Raw genomic sequence first — 24,025 nt, forward strand, 5'->3', positions numbered from 1 at the left:
TCCTCGTTGGCAAGGCCCGATCATGCTGTCCCTTTCCCGTCGCCCTCTCGATATCGCGAAAGCGAGCGAGCCTGTTGCACAGCTTACGGGGCCACTGACGGCGCTGTTTGCCTTCGCCGTGTGCGTCATCATCGTCAACCTGACGGCGGCACAACCATTGACCGGCCCGGTTGGACGCGCACTGCACTTACCGATGTCGATGGCGGGCCTGGTCGCCATGTTGCCCCAGCTCGGCTATGCCATCGGTATGCTTTTTCTAGTGCCGCTGGCCGATCTGCTGGAGAACCGCCGACTCACGGTAATGACGCTGGCGTGCTGCGCATTGATGCTGGCACTAGCCGCCACTGCACCGACGGCACCCTGGTTTCTGTTGGCGGTTTGCCTTGCCGGCACCACGTCGTGCGCCATCCAGATTCTGGTGCCGTTGGCGGCGGCCATGGCCCATCCCGACCGGCGCGGCAGCGCCGTCGGCAATGTCATGAGCGGGGTGATGCTTGGCATTCTCCTTTCGCGCCCGTTCGCCAGCCTGGTGGCCGGCGCATTCGGATGGCGCGTGTTTTACGGCATGCTCGCAGTACTCGATGCGTTGTTGGCACTAGCGCTATGGCGCTGGCTGCCGTCGCGCCAGCCGGCCGGCGGCAAGACTTATCGTGCGCTGATCGCCTCGTTGTGGATGCTATGGCGACGCGAAGCCGTGCTGCGTCGCCATGCGTACTCGGCGGCAATCGCCATGGCGGGCTTTAGCGCCTTTTGGACCGGCATTGGTTTACGCCTGGTGCAAATGCCGTTCTCACTGGACAGTCACGGTGTGGCGTTGTTTGCACTGGCGGGCGTCGCCGGCATCGTCGTTGCCCCGCTGGCCGGAAAAATCGGCGATCGCGGCCATAGCGCGATCGGCATGCCTGCCTCGCATGTGGTGCTGCTTTGCGGAAGTCTGCTTGCGGGTAGCGCGGGTGCCGGCTGGTTCGGCTTTGATGTCGCCGAACATCCGCAACTGGCGTTGAGCCTGCTCGTCGTCGCCGCCATCGCGCTCGACGCGGGCGCCATCGGCGACCAGACCTTGGGTCGACGTGCGATCAATATGCTCGATCCGACCGCACGCAGCCGCCTGAACGGCCTGTTCGTCGGCGTGTTTTTCGTCGGTGGCGGCCTAGGCGCGGTAGCTGCCGGAACCGCCTGGGCTATCGCTGGATGGAGCGGGGTTTGCCTGCTTTGCCTGGCCTTCTGCGTGCTGGCATTTATCGGTGATTTGATAGCGCGGCCGATCGAATAGATCAGAGCATTCCCGGCAGTCGCACCCCATGCCAACCGGCTCTTGCGCAATGTAGTGGCAATGTCATCGTGCCACGGTGATATTTTGCTCGGAGCGTTCGCGCATGCGTGTCTTGCTGGTCGAGGATGAACCGGAAATGGCTACGGCGCTGATGACAGCGCTGGCGAAGCACGACATCGTCGTCGATCACGTGCTTAGCTTGACGGCCGCCGAGCAGGCGCTCGCCATCAAGGTGCACGATGCCGTGTTGCTGGATCGCCAACTGCCCGATGGCGACGGCCTGAGCCTGATCGCAAAACTACGCGCACGCGGCATCGACATACCGGTGATCGTGCTGACCGCGCGCGGTCAACTTGGCGACCGCATCGCCGGACTGGACACCGGCGCGGATGACTACCTGGCCAAACCGTTTGCGGTGGAAGAGGTACTGGCACGCCTGCGCGCCGTGCTGCGCAGGCCAAGTCGCGTGGTGGCCGATGTGATCCGCATCGGCCGGCTCAGCTTCGACCTGACCCATCGCGAGGCAAGCATCGACGACCGTCCGCTGGAGCTGCCGCGACGCGAGCTGCTGGTGCTGGAAACGCTATTGCGCCGAAGAGGCCGCACCGTACTGCGCAGCGCGCTGGAGGAGGCGGTTTATAGCTTCGATGACGATGTGCAATCCAATGCTCTGGACACCCACGTTTCGCGCTTGCGCAGCAAACTCGCGCAAGCTCGTGCCGATATCGAGATTCACGGCATTCGCGGCGTCGGTTACCTACTGCGCGAGGCATCGCGTTGAAACGTGGCGCGAACTCGCTCCGATGGCGGCTGATACGTCGTCTGGTGGCGCTGCAGGCGGCCCTGCTGGCGTTGCTACTGATAATGATCGTCGGCCTGCTGTGGATGAGCGGCTCGATGATGACGCTGGAATCCGAAGACGATGTTTTCAATGCATTGCGCGAAGCGGTGACCCGTGATGCCGATGGCGGCCTGAGCTTGCGCCCGACCTCGGCGCTGAATCGTCTGCGCACCGATGTGCCCGATCTGTGGTTTGTCGTCAGGGATGACCACGGACATGTCGTCTCCGAAGGCAGCGTGCCGCCGGAGTACGCGCGCATCGGCGATGCGCTCAATGCCATCGGCCAAGGGCGGCTGGGCTGGAATATGGGCGATCCGGCGCGACCGACCGCGCAAGTCAGACGCATCCTGACACCAGCCGGAACCGTCCATGCCATGACCGGACCCGGTGGCCAGGTACCGCTTTGGCGAGTACTGGTGTCGACCATGCTGGTGCTGGTGGCCTTCATTTTTCCCGCCATTCTCTTGATGGCCCTGGCAACGCTCGTCGCCACGCCCATTGTCGTGCGGCGCACGATGAAAGGCCTGGATCAAGCCGCCGCCGATGCCGGGCGTATCGACGTCGAACAGCGCGGCGTGCGCTTGGCGACCACCGACGTGCCGACCGAAGCGATGCCACTGGTCGATGCGGTCAACGCCGCCCTCGGGCGTCTCGACGAAGGCTACGCACGCCAACAACGGTTTCTGATGGACGCCGCGCACGAGCTGCGCACACCCATCGCCATTCTGCAGACGCGCCTGGAGGGGGCTGTGGCGAATCCCGAAAACGCGCGCCTGCTGGAAGATGTTGCACGCCTGGCCAATCTGGCCGAACAAATGCTGGATTTGCAGCGACTCGATCAACAGGCGATCACCTTCGCATCCGTCGATCTGGTCGCCACGGTGCAGCGCGTGGCCGCCGATCTGGCTCCGCTGGTCATCGCCGCCGGCTATACGATCGCTTTTGAAGCGGACACGGCGCAGATCCTGTTACAAGCCGATCGCTCCGCACTAGAGCGAGCCCTGGCCAATCTCGTACAAAACGCGATTCAACATGGTGGCCGCCGCGGCACGATCAGCTTGCGTGTGCACAGCGATCGCACGATTGAAGTCGCTGATGAGGGTGGCGGTGTAGCGCCAGATCACCGCGAACGCATCTTTGAGCCTTTCCACCGTGTGCAGCCACTCGACCGCGGTGTCGGTCTCGGCCTGCACCTGGTGCGCGAAATAGTGCGCAGGCATGGCGGCCGCATCTCGGTGCACGACGAACCGCTCGGCGGCGCATGTTTCAGATTGTCGTTTCCGATAGCGGCGCCTGTTGCTCGCTTTTCCTGATAAGAACGGGCACGGCGATCGCTGGGAATAGCGCAGCGCAATGCTCGCGCAATGCTTAGCTGGAAGATCGGTATCGTCCCCATGCCTACATACCACCGATGACCACAAGCGACCTGATGTACTTTCTCCGCCACTGGTTTGCCGACCCTGCCCGCATTGGCGCGATCGCACCGTCCAGCGCGGCATTGGCGCAAATGATGACTCGCGAGATCACCTGCCGCTCGGGCCGGGTGATTGAGCTTGGTGCCGGTACCGGCGTTTTCACACGCGCGTTGCTGGCCCGCGGCGTCCGAGAAGCCAATCTGGTTCTGGTCGAGCAGAATGCGGATTTTGCGTTGCTTCTGCGCACACGCTTTCCGCAAGCGCGCTTGCTGCGCATCGACGCGATACAGCTCGGCGATTGGGCACGGGTGGAGCCTGGTTGCACCGGCGCGGTCGTCAGCGGCCTGCCGCTGCTCAATCTCACGGCTGAGCGGATCATGGCCATTCTCACCGGCGCCTTTGCCTGCCTCACCGAGGACGGTGCGTTTTATCAATTCACTTATGGCCTGGCTTGCCCGATACCACGGGCGCTGCTCTTACGCCTGGATCTCGAAGCTACGCGCATAGGCTATGTGGTCCGTAATATGCCACCGGCCGCCGTGTACCGTATCCGTCGCCGCGGCATGCATGCGCTGGATGTCGCCTGACACCGTCACGGTTAAGCCAGGCTGGTTCGATCGGTTCGACCCTGTGTCCAATAAACTGGAGCATCTTCAGGAGAAGCCACGTGAACCGCACCGATCAGATTCGCCTTATGGCGAAATACAACGCATGGATGAACAGCAAGCTGTACGACGCTGCCATGACTTTGCCGGACGAGGCATTGAGCGCCGACAAGAAAGCCTTTTTCGGCTCCATTCTCGGCACGCTGAATCACCTCGTCGTAGCAGACAGAATCTGGCTGAGGCGCTTTGCGGCGCACACCGAAAACTACGCCGCGCTGCAGCCGATACGCGAACTGCCCGCGCTAACCAGCCTTGAACCACTGCCCTTTGCCGACATCCGCAGCCTTGCCGAGCATCGACAGTTACTCGATCAGGCCATCACCGCATGGGCCCAGTCGGTTCACGACGGCGAACTCGATGCCGTGTTGGCTTATTCAAATACGAAAGGTATCGCCTCAAAGCGAAACTTCTTCGGCCTTATCCTGCATTTCTTCAATCACCAAACCCACCATCGCGGCCAGGTGACGACCTTGCTTTCTCAAGCCGGCGTCGATGTGGGTGCGACCGATTTGCTTGTTCTTATTCCCGAGGCATAGCTCGTGTGTAAGCCTGCCTTACGGCGCGTGTACAAATGGATCGGATGGCTATTTGCCGCGCCATTGATCCTGATCGCCGGCTACCTGCTGGCGGCCTTCGGCTTGCTGCTTGTTCCGGCCAACCGAGATGCGCCAGTTGCTCACTCCGTGGACGCCTATATCGTTTCGAACGGCGTCCACACCGATTTTGTTTTCCCCGCCCGTTCGACGCAAATGGACTGGACCAACGTATTTGCCGCCGAGCATTTCACCGCCATGCCCGCCGCCCTCGACTTCATTGCCATCGGCTGGGGCGATCGCGAGTTTTATTTGAACACGCCGAACTGGAGCGACCTCACCGCCGGGCGCGCATTCAATGCCCTGCTGGGACGCGATCGCTCGTTGCTGCATGTCGAGTATCTGAGTGCAGCCGAACTGCAGACCGACGTCTACCGATTACCGCTTTCTCAGGCCCAATATGCGTCGCTTATTCACTACGTTCTCGATACCACCCGCCGGGATACATCTGGTGGCGTGAATGTGACCGATGCGCACTACGGCAGACACGATGCTTTCTTCGAGGCAAACGGCTCATATCATCTGTTCAATACCTGCAATACCTGGATTGGCCGTGGCCTGCTGAAGGCCGGTGTCAAGGTCAGTCGCTGGACACCGCTCGATGCGAATGTGCTTTGGTATCTGACACCGCGCTGACCATGGCGAGTAAGGCAGTCGTAGGTTGGGGTGAGCAAAGCGAACCCCAACATCTGCGCCCAACATCTGCCCCCAACGTTGCGCCACGTTGGGCATCACTCCGTTCAGCCCAACCTACCGCTGCGATGTTGGTAGGTTTCGCGGCGTTGGGGTTCGCTTTGCTCACCCCAACCTACACGTGGCCGGGGCCTTCGCTATCGAGATGCGCCATCTGCGCCGGGGCATAGCGATCGCCAGATGCGGCGCCCTTGGGCACGGCCGTTTCGATCTGCGCCAGGTCTTGCGCGCTCAGCACCACATCGAGCGAGCCCAGCGCCTCTTGCAGGCGGTCGCGACGACGCGCACCGACCAGCGGCACGATGTCTTCGCCTTGCGCCGCCACCCAGGCAATCACGAGCTGGGTCACACTGATCTGCTTGGCATCGGCGATTTTTCGCAAGGCCTCGACCAAGGCGAGATTTCGATCGATATTGCCGGCCTGGAAACGCGGGCTGTACGCACGGAAATCGCTGGCGGTGGTGGCATCTTTTTGCCAATGCCCGCTAATCAGGCCGCGCGAAAGCACGCCATAAGCGGTGATGCCGATGCCCAGGTCGCGGCAAGTCTTCAAGATGCCGTCCTCGATACCGCGCGAGATCAGCGAGTACTCGATCTGCAAGTCGCTGATGGGATGCACCGCTGCCGCCCGGCGCAAAGTCTCCGGGCCGACTTCGGACAAACCGATATGCCGCACATAACCCGCCTTGACCATGTCGGCGATGGCGCCGACCGTCTCCTCGATCGGCACATGGGGGTCCAGTCGCGCCGGCCGGTAAATATCGATGTGATCCACGCCGAGCCGCTGCAATGTATAGGCCAGGAAATTCTTCACCGACTCAGGCCGCGTGTCGTTGCCTGCCCAACCGCCGGCCGGGTCGCGCTGAGCGCCGAACTTCACGCTGAGCAGCGCGTTGTCGCGCTTGGCGCCGGCGCCCTTCAATGCCTCGCCGATCAACATCTCGTTGTGGCCCGAGCCGTAGAAATCGCCCGTGTCGAGCAAGGTAACGCCGGCCTCAAGCGCAGCATGAATGGTGGCCAGGCTCTCGACCCGGTCAGAGGGGCCGTACATGCCCGACATGCCCATGCAACCCAGCCCAAGGGCGGATACGCGCGGACCGGTCGCACCTAATTGACGATGTTTCATGGGGATAGCTCCTGATTAACCGCCCGATGCGGCGTTGACGGGGTGAAGTATGGGCGCGGGATCGGCGTGCGATAATCCGGCCCACTGCGCACAGGTTGTACGGATTTACGCACAATGAGCGATCCCGATCTTTCTGACCTCGATGCTTTTATGGCGGTAGCTCGCGCACGCAGCTTTCGCGGTGCCGCAGCGATACGCGGCGTTTCGGCCTCGGCGCTAAGCGCGGCCCTGCGCCGGATGGAAGCTCAGCTCGGCGTGCGTTTACTCAATCGCACCACCCGTAGTGTCACCCCCACCGAGGCGGGCCAGCGCCTGCTGGAGCGGCTGACCCCGGCACTGGACGAGATCGCCGGCGCGCTGGATACCGTCAACAGCTTTCGCGATAGCCCCACCGGCACCTTGCGCTTCAATGTACCCACCATTGTGGCCCGCCATATCCTGCCGCCGATCGCGATTGGCTTTCTTGCCGCGCATCCCGGCATCAAGCTTGAAGTAACCACCAACGATACGTTTATCGATGTGCTGGCCGCCGGCTTCGATGCGGGCATCCGTTACGAGGAAAGCATCGAGCGCGACATGATTGCCATCCCGATCGGGCCACGCGTGCAACGCTTTGTCGCCGCCGGCTCGCCGGCTTATCTCGCCGCGCATGGACGGCCAGAACATCCCGGCGAGCTGTTGCAGCACGCCTGCATTCGCCACCGCTTTGCCAGCGGCGTAGTCGCACCATGGGAATTGGAACGCGATGGCGAGATCATTCGCATCAGCCCGGACGGGCCGCTGATCGCCTCCACCATCGACATGGAAATCGAAGCCGCCATCGCCGGCCTGGGTTTGATCTATATCTTCGAGGAAGACCTACGCGGCGCCTTCGCCAGCGGCGCGCTGGTGCCCATACTCAACGATTGGTGGCAAAGCTTTTCCGGCCCGTTGCTGTATTACCCCAGCCGCGCACATATGCCGGCGCCGATGCGGGCTTTTGTCGACTATCTCAAGCGCGAGCGCAGCCGTTGAAACCGTGCGTGCGGTGCTGCGCCCGTGGGCGCAGCACCGCACATCCACTACGGATCGAACTTCTTTTCCACGCCGAACAGGAACGATTGATTGTCCTGACTGCTGTTGTCGAGCAGGTTCTGGTATTCGAAGCGTAAGGTCCAACCGCGTAGCGTTTGCAACTGCACGCCTATCCCAAGCAAGGTGTGATTGCGTGATTGCTGCATCAGCGTGGCGTGATAGAGCGGACCGCTCAGCAGATCGGCATAGCTCATCGTAGCCAGGCTGGCGCCTTGGAAGTCACGCTGATACTCCACGCGCGCGCTCGGCATCCAGGTGCCGTAGTCCTCCTTGAGGAGGTATTGAGCACGCAAGCCCACGCTGCCGGTGGAGGTTTTCACGGTTTGCTTCTGGTAGTTCAGCGAGTACACGGGATCGCCATGCTCGGTGTAGCTGTTGAGCTTGGCGTTAGCCACATCCAGACGGCCATACGGTGACAACAGCCATAGCTCACCGCGATGCTCATAGCCCAATGCAAGCGAGCCGAACCATTGCTTGCCATCGCGACTGCCGGTCACAAAATTACCGTTATCGGTGACATAGCGGCGTGCATCGAACGACAGCCATTGGTAGCCGATCAGCGCATCGAGATACGTCGCCTCGGTCGGGCGGTAGCTCGCATATGCCGCGATGTTGTAGCTATTGACCGTGCTGCGACTGCCCTTCTGGCCAATATCCGAAGCATCGTGGCCGTAGCCGACGCCGACACCTGCCGCGAGCGACGAGTTGATCTGCTTGTCAGCGCCTACGCTGAGGCCCGAGGTGGTGAAATCGATGCCGTTGGCGCTGGCGCCGAGTTGACGCGTACCGAAGTTCACCGCACCACCGGTCCATACCCGGATATCGCCCGGCGCACTACCGGCCGAACCACTCGCGCGACTCAAGCCCGCACCCTCCGCGTCTGGCTGCACCAGATAACGGCGCTCGTCATTATCGGCAGAGTTACCGCGCATCATGCTCAGGAAAGGATCCTTGGCGGCCCGGCGTCCACCGCCGGAGCTGAAGGTAATCCCGTTGCTGAAGTCACTGCCGCCGGCTCCGCTATGCAGACTCTCCAGGCGACGCTGGAAGTTGTTGATCTGGCCGATGGCCATGCGTCGCGCAGCGTCCGCCTGCGCACTCAGAATGCCCAGTACTTCGGCGTTCTTCGATGGATCGCTGCGCCCGGTCACCGTCACTGTCACCGTGCCCGGCGCCGAAGTGGCATAGGCATTATTGAGAGTGAAGCTGAGCTGAGCCACGCCACTGAAATCCGCTGCGGCGGTGAAGTCCAGCGCATAACCCGTTGCCGTGGCGCGAATGGTTCCGCTACCCGCATTGGCCGGCGAGATGGATACCAGATTGGCCGCAGTGAAAGGTCCGCCGCGCGCGCCAGCCGTGAGATCGATCGGCACCGTGGTGCCCGCGATGGCGGTAGCTGTCAGCGCTGCCGCTACCGGCAGTGGATTCACCGTCACCGCGACGGTTGCCGGCAAGGACACACCAAATGCATTGGCGACGGTGTAACTGAAGCTGACATGGCCCGAAGCATCCGCAGGCGCCGTATAGACAATGTCGGTGCCGCTGACACTGGCTACGCCCGACGCCGGTGCCGTGGCGATCGCCACCGTGGTGAACGGCCCACCCGTGGCACCCGTCGTCACGTGAATCGTCACCGCTTTGCCGGCAAGCACGGTGACGGTCTGCGCCAGCACCACCGGCACCGCCAGCGGCGTCACGGTGATACTCACCGTCGCCGCTGCCGATGTTCCACCCGGCCCGGTCGCGGTATAGGTCAGCGTATCGTTGCCGAAGAAGTTGCTGGCCGGGGTGTAAACCACGTTCAAGCCACTCACGCTCGCCGTGCCATGCGTCGGCGCCTGGCCGATGGCAATGCTGGTGATCGGGCCGGTGTCATTGTTGGTCACCGGAATCGTCGCCACCGTATTCGCCGGCGTGCTCGCCGTATCGTTGACCACGATCGGCACCGGTTGGCCTACGACGAAGGTGAAGCTCTGGCTGCCGCTGAAGTTCAAGCTGTCCTTGGCCGATACCGTGAACGCATAGCTGCCGGGTGTCGTCGGCATGCCGCTCAAAACACCACTGGCGCTCAAGGCCAAACCGCCAGGCAAGCTGCCCGCGCTGACACTGAAGGCATACGGCGAACTGCCGCCGCTGGCACTGATGTTCTGGCTGTAGTTCGCGCCGACCTGTGCCGCAGGCAAGCTGGCAGGCGTAACGGTAATCGCCGGTGCGGTGATGTCGACGGCGTAGTTCATCGTCAACATCGCCGGCGAACCGGCGCCGGTGCTGCTGTCGACGACACGGATGGCGAAGGTGAAATGACCGGCCACGGTAGGGGTACCGCTCAAAGCACCCGTCGCCGCATTCAAGGTCACCCCGACCGGCAAGGCGCCGCTCGCCACGCTATAGGTGTACGGCGTAATACCGCCGCTCGCACTGACAGCCTGGCTGTACGCCGTTTCCGCGATGCCATTGGGTAGGCTCACAGGTGTCATCGCCAGGGTCGCCACACTGATCGTTACCGTGTATGCCTGTACGCCGGTCTGGCTGTTGGTGTCGGTGGCGGTCACGCTGAATGGGTAGGTGCCGGAACCGGTTGGTGTGCCGCTGAGTTGTCCGGTATTCGCATTGAGCGCAAGACCGGGCGGAATCGCGCCCGCAGTCACCTGATAGTGATACGGAGCCACACCGCCGGTGGCACTCAGCGCGGCGGCCGGATACACCGCGCCGACCATGCCGTTCGGAAAGGTTCCCGACAAAACGATGTTCGGTGTGGCCACCGCCAGGGTGTAAACCGTGCTGGTCGAAAACGGAGCGCCCGTACCCACGGAGTGATCGGTGCTGCTGATCGTGATCGGGAAGTTGCCGGGCTGTGTCGGCGTACCCGACAACACGCCAGTGGCCGTGTTGAACGTCAGGCCCGTCGGCAAGGCTCCAGATAAGGCATAGGTGTACGGCGCGGTGCCACCGCTGGTGCTGACCGTTTGGCTGTATGGATTGCCGTATGGCACGGTCAAGGTACCGGTGGCCGGTGACATCACCAGCAGGGGTGCGTTAGTCGTCAGCGTGAAAACTCGCGTGCCGGTGAATTGGGTAGCACCGGTACTGCTATCTGTCCCCGAAACCGTTTCAGCAAACGTACCCGCCGCCTGCGGCGTGCCCGATATCGTGACGCTATTGGCTGTGGTGCCGGTAATCGACAGACCCTGCGGAATATTGGTGACGCCAATGCCGGTGTATGGCGCGGCGCCACCACTGAAGGTGTAGGTCTGCGTATACGGCACGCCGACGGTCGCGGTGAGCGGCGAAGAGGCGTTGATGGTGATCGTGGCACTGCCCACGGTGATCGTAACGGTGGCCGCTGCCGACGTACCCGTCACATTGCTGGCGGTGTAAGTGAAGCTGTCCGGGCCGGAGTAGCCGGCTGTGGGCGTATAAGTGATCGCGGTACCGCTGGCGGTCGCTACGCCATGGGCAGCCGCACTGGCCACGGCAACCGAAGTAGCCGCACCGCTGATGCTTAATGTGATGGCATTGTTGCTGCTGTCGTAGACGACATTCGCACTCACCGCATTAACCACAGGTACCAGCGGATTCACCGTCACCGTCACCGTTGCCGGCGCGGAAGTTCCACCGGCATTGGTCGCCGTATAAGTAAAGCTGTCACTACCCGTATAGCCATTCGAAGGCGTGTAGGTGATCGATGTGCCACTGGCCACAGCCGTGCCGTGCGAAGCGGCACCAGCTATCGCTACCGAAGTAGCCACGCCACCGCTAAGCGCCAGCGTCACTGGGTCATTGCTGGTGTTTTCGAGCACGGTGATCGATACCGCTCCAGCCACCGGGATCTGCGGGCTCACCGTAATGGTTACCGTGGCGGGCGCCGAAGTACCGGTGACATTGCTGGCCGTGTAAGTAAAGCTGTCGCTGCCCGAATAACCGACGGCAGGTGTGTAGGTGATCGACGTACCGCTGGCCGTGGCCGTGCCATGTGCCGCCGCACCGGCCACCGCGACCGAGGTCGCCGCGCTGCCGGTGATATTCAATGTAATGGGGTCGCTTGAACTGCCGTAAGCCACCGTGGCGCTGACCGCATTCGCCACCGGAATCGGTGGATTCACCGTCACCGTCACCGTAGCCGGTGCTGAAGTACCGCCGGCATTGGTCGCGGTGTAAGTGAAGCTATCACTGCCCACATAATTGCTGGCCGGCGTGTAGGTAATCGATGTACCACTGGCCGTGGCCGTGCCGTGTGTTGCCGCGCTCGCTACCGCCACCGAGGCTGCCGTACCCCCGCTAAGCACCAACGTGACGGGATTGGCCGTGCTGTTTTCAATCACCGTGACCGCTGCCGCCCCGGCCACTGGAGCCTGTGGAGTCACCGTGATGGTCACGGTGGCCGGCACCGACGTGCCACCGGCATTCGTCGCCGTGTAAGTAAAGCTGTCCGGGCCAGAGTAAGTGGCCCCAGGCGTATAGGTGATCGTAGTGCCGCTAGCCGTGGCCGTGCCGTTCCCGGCTGCACTGGCTACCGCCACTGAAGTCACGCCAAGACCGGTGATATTCAAGGTAATCGGGTTGGCGCTGCTGCCGTAAGCCACCGTGGCACTGACCGCATTCGCCACCGGTATTGGCGGCGGCGTCACCGTAATAGTCACGGTGGCGGGAGCCGACGTGCCGCTCACATTCGTCGCCGTGTAGGTGAAGGTGTCGCTACTCGAATACGTGCTGGATGGCGTATAGGTGATCGACGTACCGCTGGCGATGGCCGTGCCATGCAAAGCCGCCGTTGCCACCGCGACCGAAGTCGGCGTGCCGCCGCTAATGTTCAACGTAATTGGATTGGCTGAACTGCCATAGGCCACGGTGGCACTGACCGCATTGGCCACCGGTACTGGCTGATTCACCGTCACCGTCACCGTGGCTGGTGTCGAGGTACCGCCGGCATTGGTCGCGGTGTAAGTAAAGCTGTCACTGCCTACGTAATTGCTCGCGGGCGTGTAGGTAATCGACGTACCACTGGCCGTGGCCGTGCCATGTGTTGCGGCGCTTGCTACCGCCACCGAGGCTGCGGCACCGCCGCTAAGTGCAAGCGTGACTGGATTATTGGTGCTGTTTTTAAGCACCGAGACCGATACCGCGCCAGTCACTGGAGGCTGTGGGGTCACCGTAATGGTCACGGTCGCCGGTGCCGACGTACCGCCGGCATTGGTCGCCGTATAAGTAAAACTATCCGGGCCAGAGTAAGTGGCCCCAGGCGTATACGTGATCGTGGTACCGCTGGCGGTGGCCGTGCCATTTCCTGCCGCACTAGCCACGGCGACCGAGGTCACGCCAAGACCGGTGATATTCAAGGTAATCGGGTTGCTGGTGCTGCCATAGGCCACGGTGGCGCTGACCGCATTCGCCACCGGTACCGGCGGCGGGGACACCGTAATGGTCACCGTGGCGGGCGCCGAGGTGCCACCGGCATTCGTCGCTGTATAGGTAAAGGTATCGCTACCCGAATAGGCACCGGAGGGCGTGTAGGTAATCGATGTGCCGCTGGCGGTGGCGGTGCCATGTGAAGCCGCGGTTGCCACAGCGACGGACGTCGGCGTACCGCCGCTGATGTTCAATGTAATCGGATTGGCTGAGCTGCCGAAGGCCACGGTGGCACTGACGTTATTCGCCACCGGTTTAGGCGGGTTATTCACGGTCAGCGTGTAGTTGACCTGTTCGCTGACGGAGCTGCCGCTATCGGTAACTTTGAGCGAAAACGTCGACGCGCCAAGCGCTGTCGGTGTGCCGACCAGCGCGTTGCCTGTCAAGGTGATGCCGGCAGGTAGCGTACCGCCCAGAAGCAAGGCCACGGTGTAGGGGCCGGTACCGCCAGTGGCGGTAATGGGCTGGTTATAGGCCGTGCCGATGATGGCTGTCAGCGCCCCTGATGGCGGTGACACGGTGAGGCCGCCGCCGATATTCAAGGTATAGGTCCGGGTGCCGTCGTGTACGCCGTCGCTTGCCGTAACGGTAAAAGTGAAACTGCCGCCTTCGGTCGGTGTACCTCCAAGGGCGCCGGGGACGCCGCCTAACGAGTCGGTAAGACCGGCCGGCAAGTTGCCAGCGGAAATGAAATAGGTATATGGACCACCATTGCCGCCGCTGGCAGTAAGGTTTGTTGTTGGATATGCGGAACCGACTGTGCCCGAAGGCAGTGTGGCAGGGCCGATCGTGATCGGTGTGGATCCACCTGCACCAATGGTCAGGTTCACGGTGACTACGATGCTGTTGTCGTCCATGAAGGTGAACGAGTCAGTGACTGAACTATCGCCGTTGTTGACATACGTAAGGTTATTCGCGGTTTGATCGACGACTAACGTGCCGTGCGCTGGCTGTGAACCGGTGGCAGTGATGCCTCCGGGCGAGCAGGTATTTTCGTCGATAACAAGCGTGCCGCCCGAGGCCACCGTGTCGACAATCGGATTCGTGCAAGCCGCCCGTGCCGTGACAGGCAATAGCATGCCCGCACACAGCACCAGCATCGCAAACCAAAATAGAAAACGAGCCTGAAAACCTCTCGCGCCCACAGTCGAGCCGACAGTCTGAAAACCCTGCATGTCTTACTCCTTCGAGCCCCTATTGCGCGTACCCAGCGAGACGCGCCTCGAACGACACAGATGGTGCGCGGCAGAAGTGCAAGAACCGAACCCCATCGGTGGGTGGACAGTTATCTACCGTCAGCCCAAACCCTGCGCATTATTACGCTATTTCTTTGCATTTACCCAACCATTTATCTCAACGTGCCTTTTGGCACCCCTGCTTTGGCACGAATAAAGGGAAGTAAAAACTTGCGATGAAGCTTCTCTTCACGAATTTAGATCGAGCATAAAAGCTGCACTTATTTACGACAGGATTTGAATATCGCACTGATTCAGTACTTTATTTCCAGGAGATTACGAAATTCTCGGGGTGTCTATAACCACATATCTCCAAGTCGCGTGAAGATTGCACTTGTACCGGCAGGCCGCATCGCGGACAGTAGAGAGACAACGGAATCCAACAGGGGGGAATACCGATGTCCAATTTCTATCTCGGGCAAATCATGCTCACCGGCTTCGGCTTTGCGCAGAAAGGCTTTGCCTTGTGCAACGGCCAGGCGTTGGCCATCAATCAAAACGCCGCGCTGTTCGCCTTGCTCGGCACCAGCTATGGCGGTAACGGTCAAACCACCTTCATGCTGCCCAATATGCAAGGCGTCACACCGGTAGGCGCAGGCATACCCGCAGGTGGTGGTGGAGCGTCTTATACCTACGGGCAAACAGGGGGCACTGAAACCGTCACCCTTCTACAATCCAATCTGCCGCAGCATACGCATCAGGTGATGGCCAGCACGCAAGCGGGTACCGTAAAAAATCCAAACAACGCCGTCTACGGCAGTAGTACATCAGCCGATGCTTTGTACGGCGCCGCCAGCAGCGGCCTGGTCGCCCTCAATCCCGCCGAAATACTCCCGACAGGTGGCAGCGGACCGCATGACAATATGCAGCCGTATCTGGTGATTAATTTCAATATCGCTCTCGTCGGCATTTTTCCGTCGCGCAACTAAGCGGTCGACCACCACTCTCTTACTGCGGAGCAATCCATGAGCACACCTTATGTGGGCGAAATTCGTCTATTCGGCTTTCAACGCGTACCCGACGGCTGGTTCGCCTGTGACGGCAGTTTGAAAAGCATCGCTGAATACCAAGTGCTGTTTCAATTGATAGGCACAACTTACGGTGGCGACGGCCAGACAACTTTCAGTGTGCCTGACCTGAGCGGCCGGGTGCCATTGCATTGGGGCCGGGGGAACGGACTGACCCCGCGAGTCATCGGCGAGAGGAGCGGCACCGAAACCGTCACCTTGATAGCCGCGCAAATGCCAGCGCACACGCACGCCTTGACGGCTACCACCAACGGCAGCGCCACCACACCGGGCCCGACTATGCTGCCAGGTGCCGTCCCCGCGACCGATACCATGTATGCCACTGATCTCACCGGCAGCAACACCCTCGCACTCGGCAGCGCCAGCATCGATATGCAAGGCAACAGCCTTCCGCATGACAACACCATGCCGACGCTGACCGTGTCGTATTGCATCGCCTGGGCCGGTATTTATCCGTCGCAGAGTTAACCACCTACGATCAACGCGCGCAGACGCCGGCTGCCACCGCGCCGCGTCAGTGCCAGGAGAATCTTATGAGCTCACCTTTTATCGGCGAAATTCAGCTATTCGGTTTTAACTTTGCACCCATGGGTTTTTCGCAGTGCAATGGTGCCGTGATGTCGATTTCGCAGAACACGGCCTTGTTCTCGCTGCTTGGTACCTACTATGGCGGCAATGGCCAAAACACCTATCAACTACCCAACCTGATGACCCGTGCAGCGTGTAGCCAAGGTAGCGGAGTGGGGCTATCGCCGCGAACCATCGGCGAGAATTTTGGTGAAGACACGGTGACGCTATTGGCCAGTGAGATGCCGATGCACAATCATGTTTTCGACCTGCATACACAACGCGATGTGACCAAGCGCACCAACGTACCGTCCGCTGGAGCCAGTTTGCTGATACCGACTCAAATCTCGCCTTTTCTACCCAACGTTGCACCCAACACGTCCTTCGCGCCGAGCATGTTAAGCCCGATCGGCGGCAGCCTGCCCCATGAAAACGATCAACCCTATCTGGCCATCAACTACTGCATCGCCTTGACCGGCATCTTTCCCGCCTTCAGCTAATGCGGGCTTCGCGTGCACTGCCGGCCTTTCCGCCGGATCGCAAGCCCTTTGCCGAGTCCGCGCTCCTTCGGGAGCGCGGTATTCGGTTGCGCGCGGCGACCGAGCGCGACCTGGTATTTATGCGCGAGCTTTACGGCGTCCTGCGCGCCGATGAGTTGGCGCCGCTGCCGTGGCCAAACGCGACCAAGCAAACCTTTCTCGACGATCAGTTCGCGCTGCAGCATCTGCATTTCGTGCGCCACTATGCGGCCGCCGATTTTCTGGTGATCGAGCACGATCACTCGCCGGTTGGGCGCTTTTATTTACTGCACGAAGCAGCGGCCGATTTCATGATCGTCGATATCGCCTTGCTGCCGACATGGCGACAGCTTGGCGTCGGCACCGAGTTGATCCGCGCTACCCAAAACAGGGCCAGCAGTTTCGGTCGTGGCGTCGCCTTGCATGTCGATCAACGCAACACGGCGGCGCGTCGTTTATACGAGCGCCTCGGTTTCCAGGTTGTCGCCGAAGAAGGGCCTTATCAGCGGATGCTTTGGCAATACGAATGACTGCCGGTCAGTTGTATACCGCCTGATAAATAAACCCATCGCGATCGCGTGCGATCGGCACCAGAAAGATGCCGAACTCGCCCAACGCCGCATGCGTCATCTGATAGATCTTTTGCGGCAGCAGAATCGCCGATTCGTTGCGAAACAGCAGCGAAAACGGTGAGCGCACCATGCCGGGAATGGCCCGCCCCGTCACGGCCAATGGCCGTGCCTCGACCAGAACAAACGGTGCTCGCCCCTCGCTGTCCAGCGCCACCGTAAAGGTCTCATTGAGATGACCCGCGAAATGTTCCAACGCAAAAAATTGCATCGCTGCGCTCCCCCCGAGCGTGGCCAGACTTAAGGGCGAAGTGTTGCACAAAGCATGCGCTCCGGCGCAGTTCAAAGTGACGTTGCGACTTCGGCACGTGTGCCGAAGTCGCCATGTTTCAGCGCGCGATCTGGCCGAAGCGACCGCTATTGAAATCCACGATGGCCTGGTTGATTTCCTCCACCGTGTTCATCACAAACGGGCCGTGGCCGACGATAGGCTCGTCAATCGGTTCGCCGCTGAGCAACAACAGCGAGGCGTCCGAATTTGCCTCCACCAGTACATCGCTGCCTTCGCGATCGAGCATTACCAACTGCGCTTCGCGGGCAATCTGGCTGCCGTTGACCTGCACCGTACCGCGCAACACCACCAGCGCCAGCGTGCGCCCCGCCGGGACCTCGAAGCGGGCCTCATGCCCTTGATTGAGGCGGATATCCCACACGTCGATCGGCGTGAACGTCAGTGCCGGGCCGCGATGCTTTTGATAGTCGCCCGCAATCACGCGCACCTTGCCGGCACCATCGGGCAGATCGACCGCGGGAATGTCCTTGTTCATAAGGGTCTGGTAGCGCGCCGGCGCCATCTTGTCCTTGGCCGGCAGGTTTACCCACAACTGCACCATTTCCAGCGTGCCGCCCTTGCGGCTGAAGTCGCGCGAATGAAACTCCTCATGCAGGATGCCCGACGCTGCCGTCATCCATTGCACATCGCCCGGACCGATCTTGCCGCCGCCTCCGGTGGAGTCGCGATGCTCGACCTCGCCCTCGTAGACGATGGTTACCGTCTCGAAGCCACGATGGGGATGCTGACCCACGCCACGCTGCTTTTCGGTCGGCGTGAACGCGGCCGGGCCGGCATAGTCCAGCATGAGGAAGGGGCTTAGATGCTTTCCGTGGCTGTCGTAACTGAAAAGCGAACGCACCGGGAAACCGTCGCCCACCCAATGCCCTCTGGGAGCGCTGTAAATGCCGAGAATCTTCTTCATGGTGATCTCCTTTGGCAGTCAGCCGAATGGGCCGACCCGAATGACAGGCACGATAGGCTTGCAACGATGGCGCCGGTAGATAGCGCGATTTATCCTTTGCGTCCTATCCATGGAACGATGACCTGGCCATGCACGATCTCAATGATCTGTATTTCTTCACCCAGGTCGTCGATTACCAGGGCTTTGCGCCAGCAGGCCGCGCGCTGGGCATTCCCAAATCCAAGCTCAGCCGACGCATCGCCCTATTGGAGGAGCGGCTTGGCGCACGCCTGATCCAACGCTCCTCGCGCCGTTTTTCGGTAACCGATATCGGCCTGGAGTACTACCAGCACTGCAAGGCCATGCTGATCGAAGCCGAGGCGGCGCAGGAGGTCATCGACCTCAGGCAATCAGCTCCGCAAGGTGTTATCCGCCTGACCTGTCCGGTAGCGATACTGCATGCCCGCGTGGGGCAGATGCTGGCCGACTATATGGCCGAAAATCCCAAGGTGACCATCCAGCTCGAATCCACCAATCGCCGCGTTGATGTCATCGGCGAAGGCGTCGATATGGCGATACGCGTGCGCCCGCCACCACTGGAAAATAGCGATCTGGTCATGCGCGTACTGGCCGAACGCGGCTGGCGGCTGGTCGGCAGCCCGGCCTTGATCGAGCGCTTAGGCTTGCCACACGTGCCGGCCGATCTGCACAGCCTGCCCACGGTGGATATGCGCCCAGCACTGGGCGAACACATCTGGGAACTGGATGGCCCGGAAGGCGCGCGCGCTGCGATCCGTCACGAGCCACGCATGGTCACCGACGACATGATCGCGCTACGCACTGCCGCGATACGGGGTATCGGCGTCACTCAACTACCCAGCATGATCGTCTGCGATGAAATCAAAGATGGCAGCCTGCTCGCACTGCTACCCGAGTGGGCGCCCAAGCACGGCATTGTTCATGTGGTCTTTCCATCGCGGCGCGGTGTGCTTCCCGCTGTGCGCACGTTGATCGATTTTCTGGTGGCACGGTTTGCACAGATTGAGGATTAGCGCGGGTGTTGCGTGACACATGCCCTGGTGAAGAGAGCAACGACCAGGTCGAATTTTTCTGTTAGATCACTCAACTTGATTCTGTAAGGCCAAAACGGCCCTATCCATTCATTCATACCTGGATGCGCCTTTCCGACGCGTATCACGTCGCCGCCGACGCCTCGGCGGATGATCTGCTCGATGATGCCGTCACGTTGCTCGATTACGCCTACAGCGTGGCCAATGCCATGAGTCACAGCATCACTGAAAACACTGAAATGGATAGCCACCACATTGCCGGCACCTTCGCCGCCCTCGCCACCTTTATCGATATGGCGCAAAGCTCATCCAACCATGCCCAGGTGCAGTTGCGGTATGCGCGGAGGGAAGCGAAGAGCTGCGCCCCCTCCCAGCCTCCCCCTGCCTGCAGGGGGAGAAGCTAAAAGCTCGCTTCATTCAACTCCCTGCCTGCATGCAGGGAGATGAGTCGAAAGCTTGCCTCAGTTGGCCCCCTCCCCTGCGTGCAGGGGAGGGTTGGGGAGGGGTGCGGACGTGCGTCGCTGCAACCAATCACCGAGCTGCTTCAGTACTTGACTGCGCGCAGGCTCGGCTTCGTTGAATAGCTCGTGATAAAGCGTGTCGAAGAAGCGCGTGGTGAGTTGCCGGGTGGCAACGGCACCGGCGGCAAAGTCGCGGCTGCCGGAAGGGTCGACCACATCGTCGCTACCGGCGACGAGCAACAAGGTCGGCACCGATAAGCGCAAAGCGTCGGCGATGCTGCTGGCGCCGGCGCGGAAAATAAAATCGGCCAAGCGCGGGGTGACCCAGCGATGCCGCAAAGGGTCGTTGCGGTAGGCGGCCACGGCTTGCATATCGTGCGTGAGCTTCTCGGACGGCAAGCCGTTGCGTAATGGGAGATTGGGTACGACGCGCGCCAACAGCTTGGCCAGGCGCATCATCCAAACCGACTCCAGGCTACGCAGCGCCGGCGATGACAGCACCAGCGCCGCCGGGGTCACCCGGCCATCCAGCACCGCTCGCGCAGCCACCAGACCGCCCATGCTGTGGCCGAGCAAAAGCGGCAGGCGCGGCTGCTGGTCGGCGTAGTCGTTGTAGACAATGGCCAGATCCTCCAGCAAGTCGTCCTCATGCCGTAACGCACCGCGCGGGCCCGTTGTCTCGCCATGGCCACGCTGGTCGTAGCAACGCACCGCATAGCCGCGCGCATGAAACCATTGCGCCAACCGCCGATAGCGGCCGCTGTGCTCGCCCAGACCATGCACGATCAGTACCGGGTCGCGTGCCTTCGGATGCGGCCAGTCGCGCACCAGCACGGTCTGGCCGTCAGCCATCGATAGCCTATGGGTCTGCTCGCCGACCATGCTGCCTGGGTGATTCACTTGCGTGCTCTACGCGACAAAACGCCGATTTTGCCTGATCCCGGCGTTTTCGTGCGGGGCACCAGGCGACAGGCTCACCCTGCATGCTGTGAAAAGCCTGCTCCACGACCGTAACGGCGCGGTCGCCAGCGAGGGGGTAGCTTGCTTCCCCCTGCAGGCGAGGCGCCGGCGGTCGCGCGCCGATTACAGCTCGGCGCGGAACTCCACCCCGATCACGCGCGGATCGTTGACGAAGGCGGTGCGGTTATTGAAGTCGATGGCACCGGTGATGGCGCGCTTGTTGGTGAGGTTGCGGCCGTACAGGGCTACCTCGCGCTTGCCGAAATCCCAGTTGTAGCCGACACGCGCGCCGCCTTCGAGCAGCGGCTTGCCACGGAACTCCGCCGATTGATAGAGGAAGAAATTCACTTCGCTGCGGTAGTTCCAGTCGGTGTAGATGAAGAACTCACCGCTCTCGCCGTAGGGGATACCGTAACGCGCCGTCACTGTGCCGACCCACTTGGGTGCGTTCGGCAAGGGGTTGCCATCGACCAGGGCGTTGCCGTTGGCGTTGAGCGGGTTGAGCACGGTGCAAGCGGAACCGCACGGGGCCACGGCCAGATTCTTGTCTTTCAGCTCGGTGTAGTTGTAGCTGCCGCCGCCGGTGAGAACGAAGTGCGGCGTGAGGTAGGCCTCCAGATCGAATTCGGCGCCGTAGCCCTGTGTTTTGCGTGCATTGAGCAAGCGCGTCACGTTGATATCGCCACCGACCGCGGTGAGCTGCTGGTTGTGCATATTGAAGGCGTAGACGTCGGCATTGAAGCGCACGCGGTTATCCATACCGGTGGTCTTGATGCCCAGCTCGTAGGAGGTAATGGTCTCCGGCTTGGCCTGCGAAATGCTGTTGGAAAACAGCACGCGGCCCTGCACGCTGGGGGCGCGGAAGCCATTGGCCACGCGCGCATATACGTTTACGTTGGGGTTGAGCGTCCAGGTGCCGGTCACGTCGCCGCTCCAGCGCGAGTCGTGCGGATTGGCGCTCAACTGCATCGGGCCGGCACCGATCGGCGACAACAGGCGGTCCACGCGGAAGGTGCGCGAATCGTGCGAATAGCGCGCACCGGCACGCAGCTCAAAGTCATCGGCGAGCTGGTAGTTGGTCGAGCCGAACACCGCCCACGCCTTGGTCCGCTGCGTCTGGTTGGCGTAGCCGTCCAGCGCGTGGTTGTTGAGCGTGGCGTAGTCGTAATTGGTGATCTTGATGTCTTCGTCGAAGTAGTAGGTGCCGACCTGCCAGTTCAAGCGATCCTGTGTATTGCTGGCCAGGCGGAATTCCTGGGTGAGCTGGCGATCGCGCGGCAAGGCATCGGCGGTTTCCACCGGGAACGCCGTCACTGCGGAGGCTTGCGCCGGGGTATTGGGTATCGCGATACCACCGTCCACGTCGCCCAGGCTGTAGGTAGTAGCGCGTTCCAGGCCGGTGATCGAGGTGAAGCTGTAGTCGCCCAGCTTCCAGTTCAGGTGCAGGTTGCTGCCCCAGCTAAACAGGTGCTGCTTGTTGCGACCGTCCTGCGTGACCCGGTCGCGGCTGAAGCCCGGCACCAGGGTGTCGCTGCCCAGCTCGATAGCGTTGGCGCGATTGACCATGGCGCTGCCGTTCAACCAACGGGCATGCGTGTTGATGAGTGCGTTGAAGTCGCCGTTCTCGTACAGCGCCTGCATACGCACTGCACGGTCGTTGTAACCACCGAGCGCGTCTTTCTTGCCGGTGTAGTCGTTGTCGATCCAGCCGTCGCGATGCTGGGCCAGCGCGGAAACACGGCCAGACCAGTGCGAACTCAGGGCGCCGCCCAGGGCCGCTTCGACATTAGCCGTGCCCAGCGTGCCGTAGGAGACGCGCGCGTAGCCGCTGGTCTCCTGACTTGGCTTGCGCGAATCGAACTTGATGACGCCGGCCGGTGAGTTGCGGCCGAACAGCGTGCCTTGCGGGCCGCGCAGCACCTCGACCTGATCCAGGTCGAACAGCGGGAAGCCTTTGAGAATCGGGTTTTCTTGCACGATGTCGTCGTACACCATCGACACCGGCTGCGATGCGTTCAAATCGAAATCGCTATTGCCCAGGCCGCGAATATAGAAGCGCGGAAACACCCGGCCATACGAAGTTTCGGCATAGACGCTGGGCGCGCGCGAGGCGAGCTGCAACACGGTATCGCCTGACTGGCCGAACGCCTCGATCTTCTCTGCCGTAATCACCGTCAGTGCGATCGGCACCTTTTGCATGTTCTCCACGCGCTTTGCGGCGGTGACATTCACCGTCTGCAGCTCAGTGGTCTTAGCCGTTTGCGGCTTGGCTTGCGGGGCGGCGGCGTCTTGCGCCTGGACCGCGCCGAAGGTGAGTGCGGCGGCAATGGACAAAGCGAGCACGCCAAGGCGCGACGGACTGGCAACGGACATAGGTATTCCCCAGGATGAAAGGCAACGGGTGATAGCGCTACGCGGCATTGTTGCGCTGCAGCGACACGATATTGTCATACAGTCGTGGGTCTTGGTGAAAGCGTAAGTTTTTGCAGCCGGCTTTGCGACCGGGTAGATCGCCCTCATCTATGATCGAGTTCGCTTTCCCGCCATGGCGGGTCCAGACCTATGCCCCTGCAGCCATTTCATCCCGCCGTCACCGCGTGGTTTCGACACACCTTTCCGGCCCCCACCGCCGCGCAGGCGGCTGCCTGGCCATCCATACGCAACGGCCAGCACAGCCTGATCGCCGCGCCTACCGGCTCGGGCAAAACGCTGACCGCCTTTCTCGCGGCTATCGACGCACTGATCTGCGAAGGCGTGGCCAATGGCGGCACCCTGCCGGACCGCACCACCGTGGTCTACGTGTCGCCGCTGAAGGCGTTATCCAACGATATCCGTATCAACCTGGAGGCCCCGCTGGCGGGCATTCGCGCCGAGCTGGAAAAACTCGGCCTGCCCGATGTGGATATCCGCACCGCCGTGCGCACCGGCGATACGCCGCAGTTGGAGCGCACCTTGATGCGCAAGCTGCCGCCGCACATCTTGGTGACCACCCCTGAATCGCTGTACATCCTGCTCGGCTCCGAGTCCGGCCGAAAAATGCTCGGCACCACGCGTACGGTGATCGTGGATGAAATTCACGCGCTTGCCGGCAACAAGCGCGGCGCGCATTTGACGCTGTCGCTGGAGCGGCTGGAATGTTTGTGCCAGAGACGCTTGCTGCGAATCGGCTTGTCGGCGACGCAGAAGCCGATTGAAGAGGTGGCGCGGTTTTTGGTTGGTGTGGGTGAAGATGCTGCGCTTACGCTTGCTCCTCCCCCTGCTAGCAGGGGGAGGCTGGGAGGGGGTCAAACCTCGCC

The 24,025-nt window shown here is 61.5% G+C and carries 20 protein-coding genes; 14 read left to right on the top strand and 6 right to left on the bottom strand.

Annotated features, from left to right (window positions below; translation table 11 throughout):
* Positions 1 to 22: 22 nt before the first annotated feature.
* From DVJ77_RS13985 to DVJ77_RS14010, 6 genes are all read left to right on the top strand, one after another.
* Positions 23 to 1,273 (top strand): MFS transporter, encoded by a 1,251-nt coding sequence (locus DVJ77_RS13985; protein WP_114846135.1) that lies wholly within the window; start codon positions 23 to 25, stop codon positions 1,271 to 1,273.
* Between the two features lie 103 nt (positions 1,274 to 1,376).
* Entirely contained in the window at positions 1,377 to 2,054 is a 678-nt protein-coding gene (locus DVJ77_RS13990; RefSeq protein ID WP_114846136.1) for a response regulator transcription factor, read from the top strand.
* Positions 2,051 to 3,427, top strand: a complete 1,377-nt coding sequence (locus DVJ77_RS13995; RefSeq protein WP_225428003.1) for a sensor histidine kinase — start codon at positions 2,051 to 2,053, stop codon at positions 3,425 to 3,427. The genes DVJ77_RS13990 and DVJ77_RS13995 overlap by 4 nt, the downstream gene beginning before the upstream one ends.
* Positions 3,428 to 3,525: 98 nt before the next feature.
* Positions 3,526 to 4,116: a class I SAM-dependent methyltransferase gene (locus DVJ77_RS14000; RefSeq protein ID WP_114846137.1), complete on the top strand. Its 591-nt coding sequence runs from the start codon at positions 3,526 to 3,528 to the stop codon at positions 4,114 to 4,116.
* An 80-nt stretch (positions 4,117 to 4,196) separates the two neighbouring features.
* Positions 4,197 to 4,730: a DinB family protein gene (locus tag DVJ77_RS14005; RefSeq protein ID WP_114846138.1), complete on the top strand. Its 534-nt coding sequence runs from the start codon at positions 4,197 to 4,199 to the stop codon at positions 4,728 to 4,730.
* 3 nt (positions 4,731 to 4,733) lie between these two features.
* Positions 4,734 to 5,423, top strand: coding sequence for a TIGR02117 family protein (locus DVJ77_RS14010; RefSeq protein ID WP_114846139.1), 690 nt, complete (start codon positions 4,734 to 4,736; stop codon positions 5,421 to 5,423).
* Positions 5,424 to 5,595: 172 nt separating this feature from the next.
* Here DVJ77_RS14010 and DVJ77_RS14015 read toward each other — a convergent pair whose 3' ends face one another.
* Positions 5,596 to 6,606 (bottom strand): aldo/keto reductase, encoded by a 1,011-nt coding sequence (locus DVJ77_RS14015; RefSeq protein WP_114846140.1) that lies wholly within the window; start codon positions 6,604 to 6,606, stop codon positions 5,596 to 5,598.
* A gap of 114 nt (positions 6,607 to 6,720) precedes the next feature.
* Here DVJ77_RS14015 and DVJ77_RS14020 point away from each other — a divergent pair, with 114 nt between their 5' ends.
* Positions 6,721 to 7,620, top strand: coding sequence for a LysR family transcriptional regulator (locus tag DVJ77_RS14020; RefSeq protein WP_114846141.1), 900 nt, complete (start codon positions 6,721 to 6,723; stop codon positions 7,618 to 7,620).
* Positions 7,621 to 7,667: 47 nt separating this feature from the next.
* Here DVJ77_RS14020 and DVJ77_RS14025 read toward each other — a convergent pair whose 3' ends face one another.
* A complete protein-coding gene (locus tag DVJ77_RS14025; protein ID WP_114846142.1) occupies positions 7,668 to 14,261 on the bottom strand; it encodes an Ig-like domain-containing protein in 6,594 nt (2,197 codons plus the stop codon).
* A gap of 458 nt (positions 14,262 to 14,719) precedes the next feature.
* Between DVJ77_RS14025 and DVJ77_RS14030 the strand changes: the two genes are divergently transcribed.
* The 4 genes from DVJ77_RS14030 to DVJ77_RS14045 all read left to right on the top strand — a co-directional run bounded on the left by DVJ77_RS14030 (position 14,720) and on the right by DVJ77_RS14045 (position 16,964).
* A complete protein-coding gene (locus tag DVJ77_RS14030; protein ID WP_114846143.1) occupies positions 14,720 to 15,250 on the top strand; it encodes a phage tail protein in 531 nt (176 codons plus the stop codon).
* Positions 15,251 to 15,286: 36 nt separating this feature from the next.
* Entirely contained in the window at positions 15,287 to 15,817 is a 531-nt protein-coding gene (locus DVJ77_RS14035; protein ID WP_114846144.1) for a phage tail protein, read from the top strand.
* Positions 15,818 to 15,882: 65 nt separating this feature from the next.
* Positions 15,883 to 16,416 (top strand): phage tail protein, encoded by a 534-nt coding sequence (locus tag DVJ77_RS14040; RefSeq protein WP_114846145.1) that lies wholly within the window; start codon positions 15,883 to 15,885, stop codon positions 16,414 to 16,416.
* Complete coding sequence (locus tag DVJ77_RS14045) at positions 16,416 to 16,964, top strand: GNAT family N-acetyltransferase (RefSeq protein WP_225428004.1); 549 nt, start codon at positions 16,416 to 16,418, stop codon at positions 16,962 to 16,964. Before DVJ77_RS14040 ends, DVJ77_RS14045 begins: the two co-directional genes overlap by 1 nt.
* A gap of 7 nt (positions 16,965 to 16,971) precedes the next feature.
* On the opposite strand, the gene DVJ77_RS14050 is transcribed toward DVJ77_RS14045, so the two are convergent.
* Positions 16,972 to 17,274, bottom strand: a complete 303-nt coding sequence (locus DVJ77_RS14050) for a DUF6916 family protein (RefSeq protein ID WP_114846146.1) — start codon at positions 17,272 to 17,274, stop codon at positions 16,972 to 16,974.
* A 118-nt stretch (positions 17,275 to 17,392) separates the two neighbouring features.
* On the bottom strand, positions 17,393 to 18,259 hold the full coding sequence (locus tag DVJ77_RS14055) for a pirin family protein (protein WP_114846147.1): 867 nt from the start codon (positions 18,257 to 18,259) through the stop codon (positions 17,393 to 17,395).
* Positions 18,260 to 18,387: 128 nt separating this feature from the next.
* On the opposite strand from DVJ77_RS14055, the gene DVJ77_RS14060 reads away from it, so the two are divergent.
* Both DVJ77_RS14060 and DVJ77_RS14065 read left to right on the top strand, forming a co-directional pair.
* A complete protein-coding gene (locus DVJ77_RS14060; protein ID WP_114846148.1) occupies positions 18,388 to 19,290 on the top strand; it encodes a LysR family transcriptional regulator in 903 nt (300 codons plus the stop codon).
* A gap of 122 nt (positions 19,291 to 19,412) precedes the next feature.
* The gene (locus DVJ77_RS14065; protein WP_114846149.1) at positions 19,413 to 19,712 is read left to right on the top strand and encodes a hypothetical protein; all 300 of its coding nucleotides are present in this window, start codon (positions 19,413 to 19,415) and stop codon (positions 19,710 to 19,712) included.
* Positions 19,713 to 19,769: 57 nt separating this feature from the next.
* Here the strand turns inward: DVJ77_RS14065 and DVJ77_RS14070 are convergent, their stop codons facing one another.
* Together DVJ77_RS14070 and DVJ77_RS14075 are read right to left on the bottom strand one after the other, a co-directional pair.
* Complete coding sequence (locus tag DVJ77_RS14070) at positions 19,770 to 20,651, bottom strand: alpha/beta hydrolase (RefSeq protein ID WP_114846150.1); 882 nt, start codon at positions 20,649 to 20,651, stop codon at positions 19,770 to 19,772.
* 201 nt (positions 20,652 to 20,852) lie between these two features.
* Positions 20,853 to 23,102 carry a TonB-dependent receptor gene (locus DVJ77_RS14075; RefSeq protein WP_114846151.1) on the bottom strand — a complete coding sequence of 750 codons (2,250 nt, stop codon included), beginning with the start codon at positions 23,100 to 23,102 and terminating at the stop codon, positions 20,853 to 20,855.
* 189 nt (positions 23,103 to 23,291) lie between these two features.
* Between DVJ77_RS14075 and DVJ77_RS21460 the strand changes: the two genes are divergently transcribed.
* Positions 23,292 to 24,025 (top strand): DEAD/DEAH box helicase (locus DVJ77_RS21460; RefSeq protein WP_225428005.1); only part of this gene is annotated, 734 nt, incomplete at its 3' end.

It is taken from the genome of Dyella tabacisoli (genome assembly GCF_003350925.1).
Classification (GTDB): domain Bacteria; phylum Pseudomonadota; class Gammaproteobacteria; order Xanthomonadales; family Rhodanobacteraceae; genus Dyella_C; species Dyella_C tabacisoli.

Bases quoted from the DNA above. Each gene is read 5' to 3' on its own strand.
- DVJ77_RS14035 (WP_114846144.1), top strand. From the start codon at position 15,287: ATGAGCACACCTTATGTGGGCGAAATTCGTCTATTCGGCTTTCAACGC.
- DVJ77_RS14055 (WP_114846147.1), bottom strand. From the start codon at position 18,259: ATGAAGAAGATTCTCGGCATTTACAGCGCTCCCAGAGGGCATTGGGTG.
- DVJ77_RS14000 (WP_114846137.1), top strand. From the start codon at position 3,526: ATGACCACAAGCGACCTGATGTACTTTCTCCGCCACTGGTTTGCCGAC.
- DVJ77_RS14015 (WP_114846140.1), bottom strand. From the start codon at position 6,606: ATGAAACATCGTCAATTAGGTGCGACCGGTCCGCGCGTATCCGCCCTT.
- DVJ77_RS14065 (WP_114846149.1), top strand. From the start codon at position 19,413: ATGCGCCTTTCCGACGCGTATCACGTCGCCGCCGACGCCTCGGCGGAT.
- DVJ77_RS14075 (WP_114846151.1), bottom strand. From the start codon at position 23,102: ATGTCCGTTGCCAGTCCGTCGCGCCTTGGCGTGCTCGCTTTGTCCATT.
- DVJ77_RS14050 (WP_114846146.1), bottom strand. From the start codon at position 17,274: ATGCAATTTTTTGCGTTGGAACATTTCGCGGGTCATCTCAATGAGACC.
- DVJ77_RS14025 (WP_114846142.1), bottom strand. From the start codon at position 14,261: ATGCAGGGTTTTCAGACTGTCGGCTCGACTGTGGGCGCGAGAGGTTTT.
- DVJ77_RS14060 (WP_114846148.1), top strand. From the start codon at position 18,388: ATGCACGATCTCAATGATCTGTATTTCTTCACCCAGGTCGTCGATTAC.
- DVJ77_RS14020 (WP_114846141.1), top strand. From the start codon at position 6,721: ATGAGCGATCCCGATCTTTCTGACCTCGATGCTTTTATGGCGGTAGCT.
- DVJ77_RS14070 (WP_114846150.1), bottom strand. From the start codon at position 20,651: ATGGTCGGCGAGCAGACCCATAGGCTATCGATGGCTGACGGCCAGACC.
- DVJ77_RS14030 (WP_114846143.1), top strand. From the start codon at position 14,720: ATGTCCAATTTCTATCTCGGGCAAATCATGCTCACCGGCTTCGGCTTT.
- DVJ77_RS13985 (WP_114846135.1), top strand. From the start codon at position 23: ATGCTGTCCCTTTCCCGTCGCCCTCTCGATATCGCGAAAGCGAGCGAG.
- DVJ77_RS13990 (WP_114846136.1), top strand. From the start codon at position 1,377: ATGCGTGTCTTGCTGGTCGAGGATGAACCGGAAATGGCTACGGCGCTG.
- DVJ77_RS14045 (WP_225428004.1), top strand. From the start codon at position 16,416: ATGCGGGCTTCGCGTGCACTGCCGGCCTTTCCGCCGGATCGCAAGCCC.
- DVJ77_RS14040 (WP_114846145.1), top strand. From the start codon at position 15,883: ATGAGCTCACCTTTTATCGGCGAAATTCAGCTATTCGGTTTTAACTTT.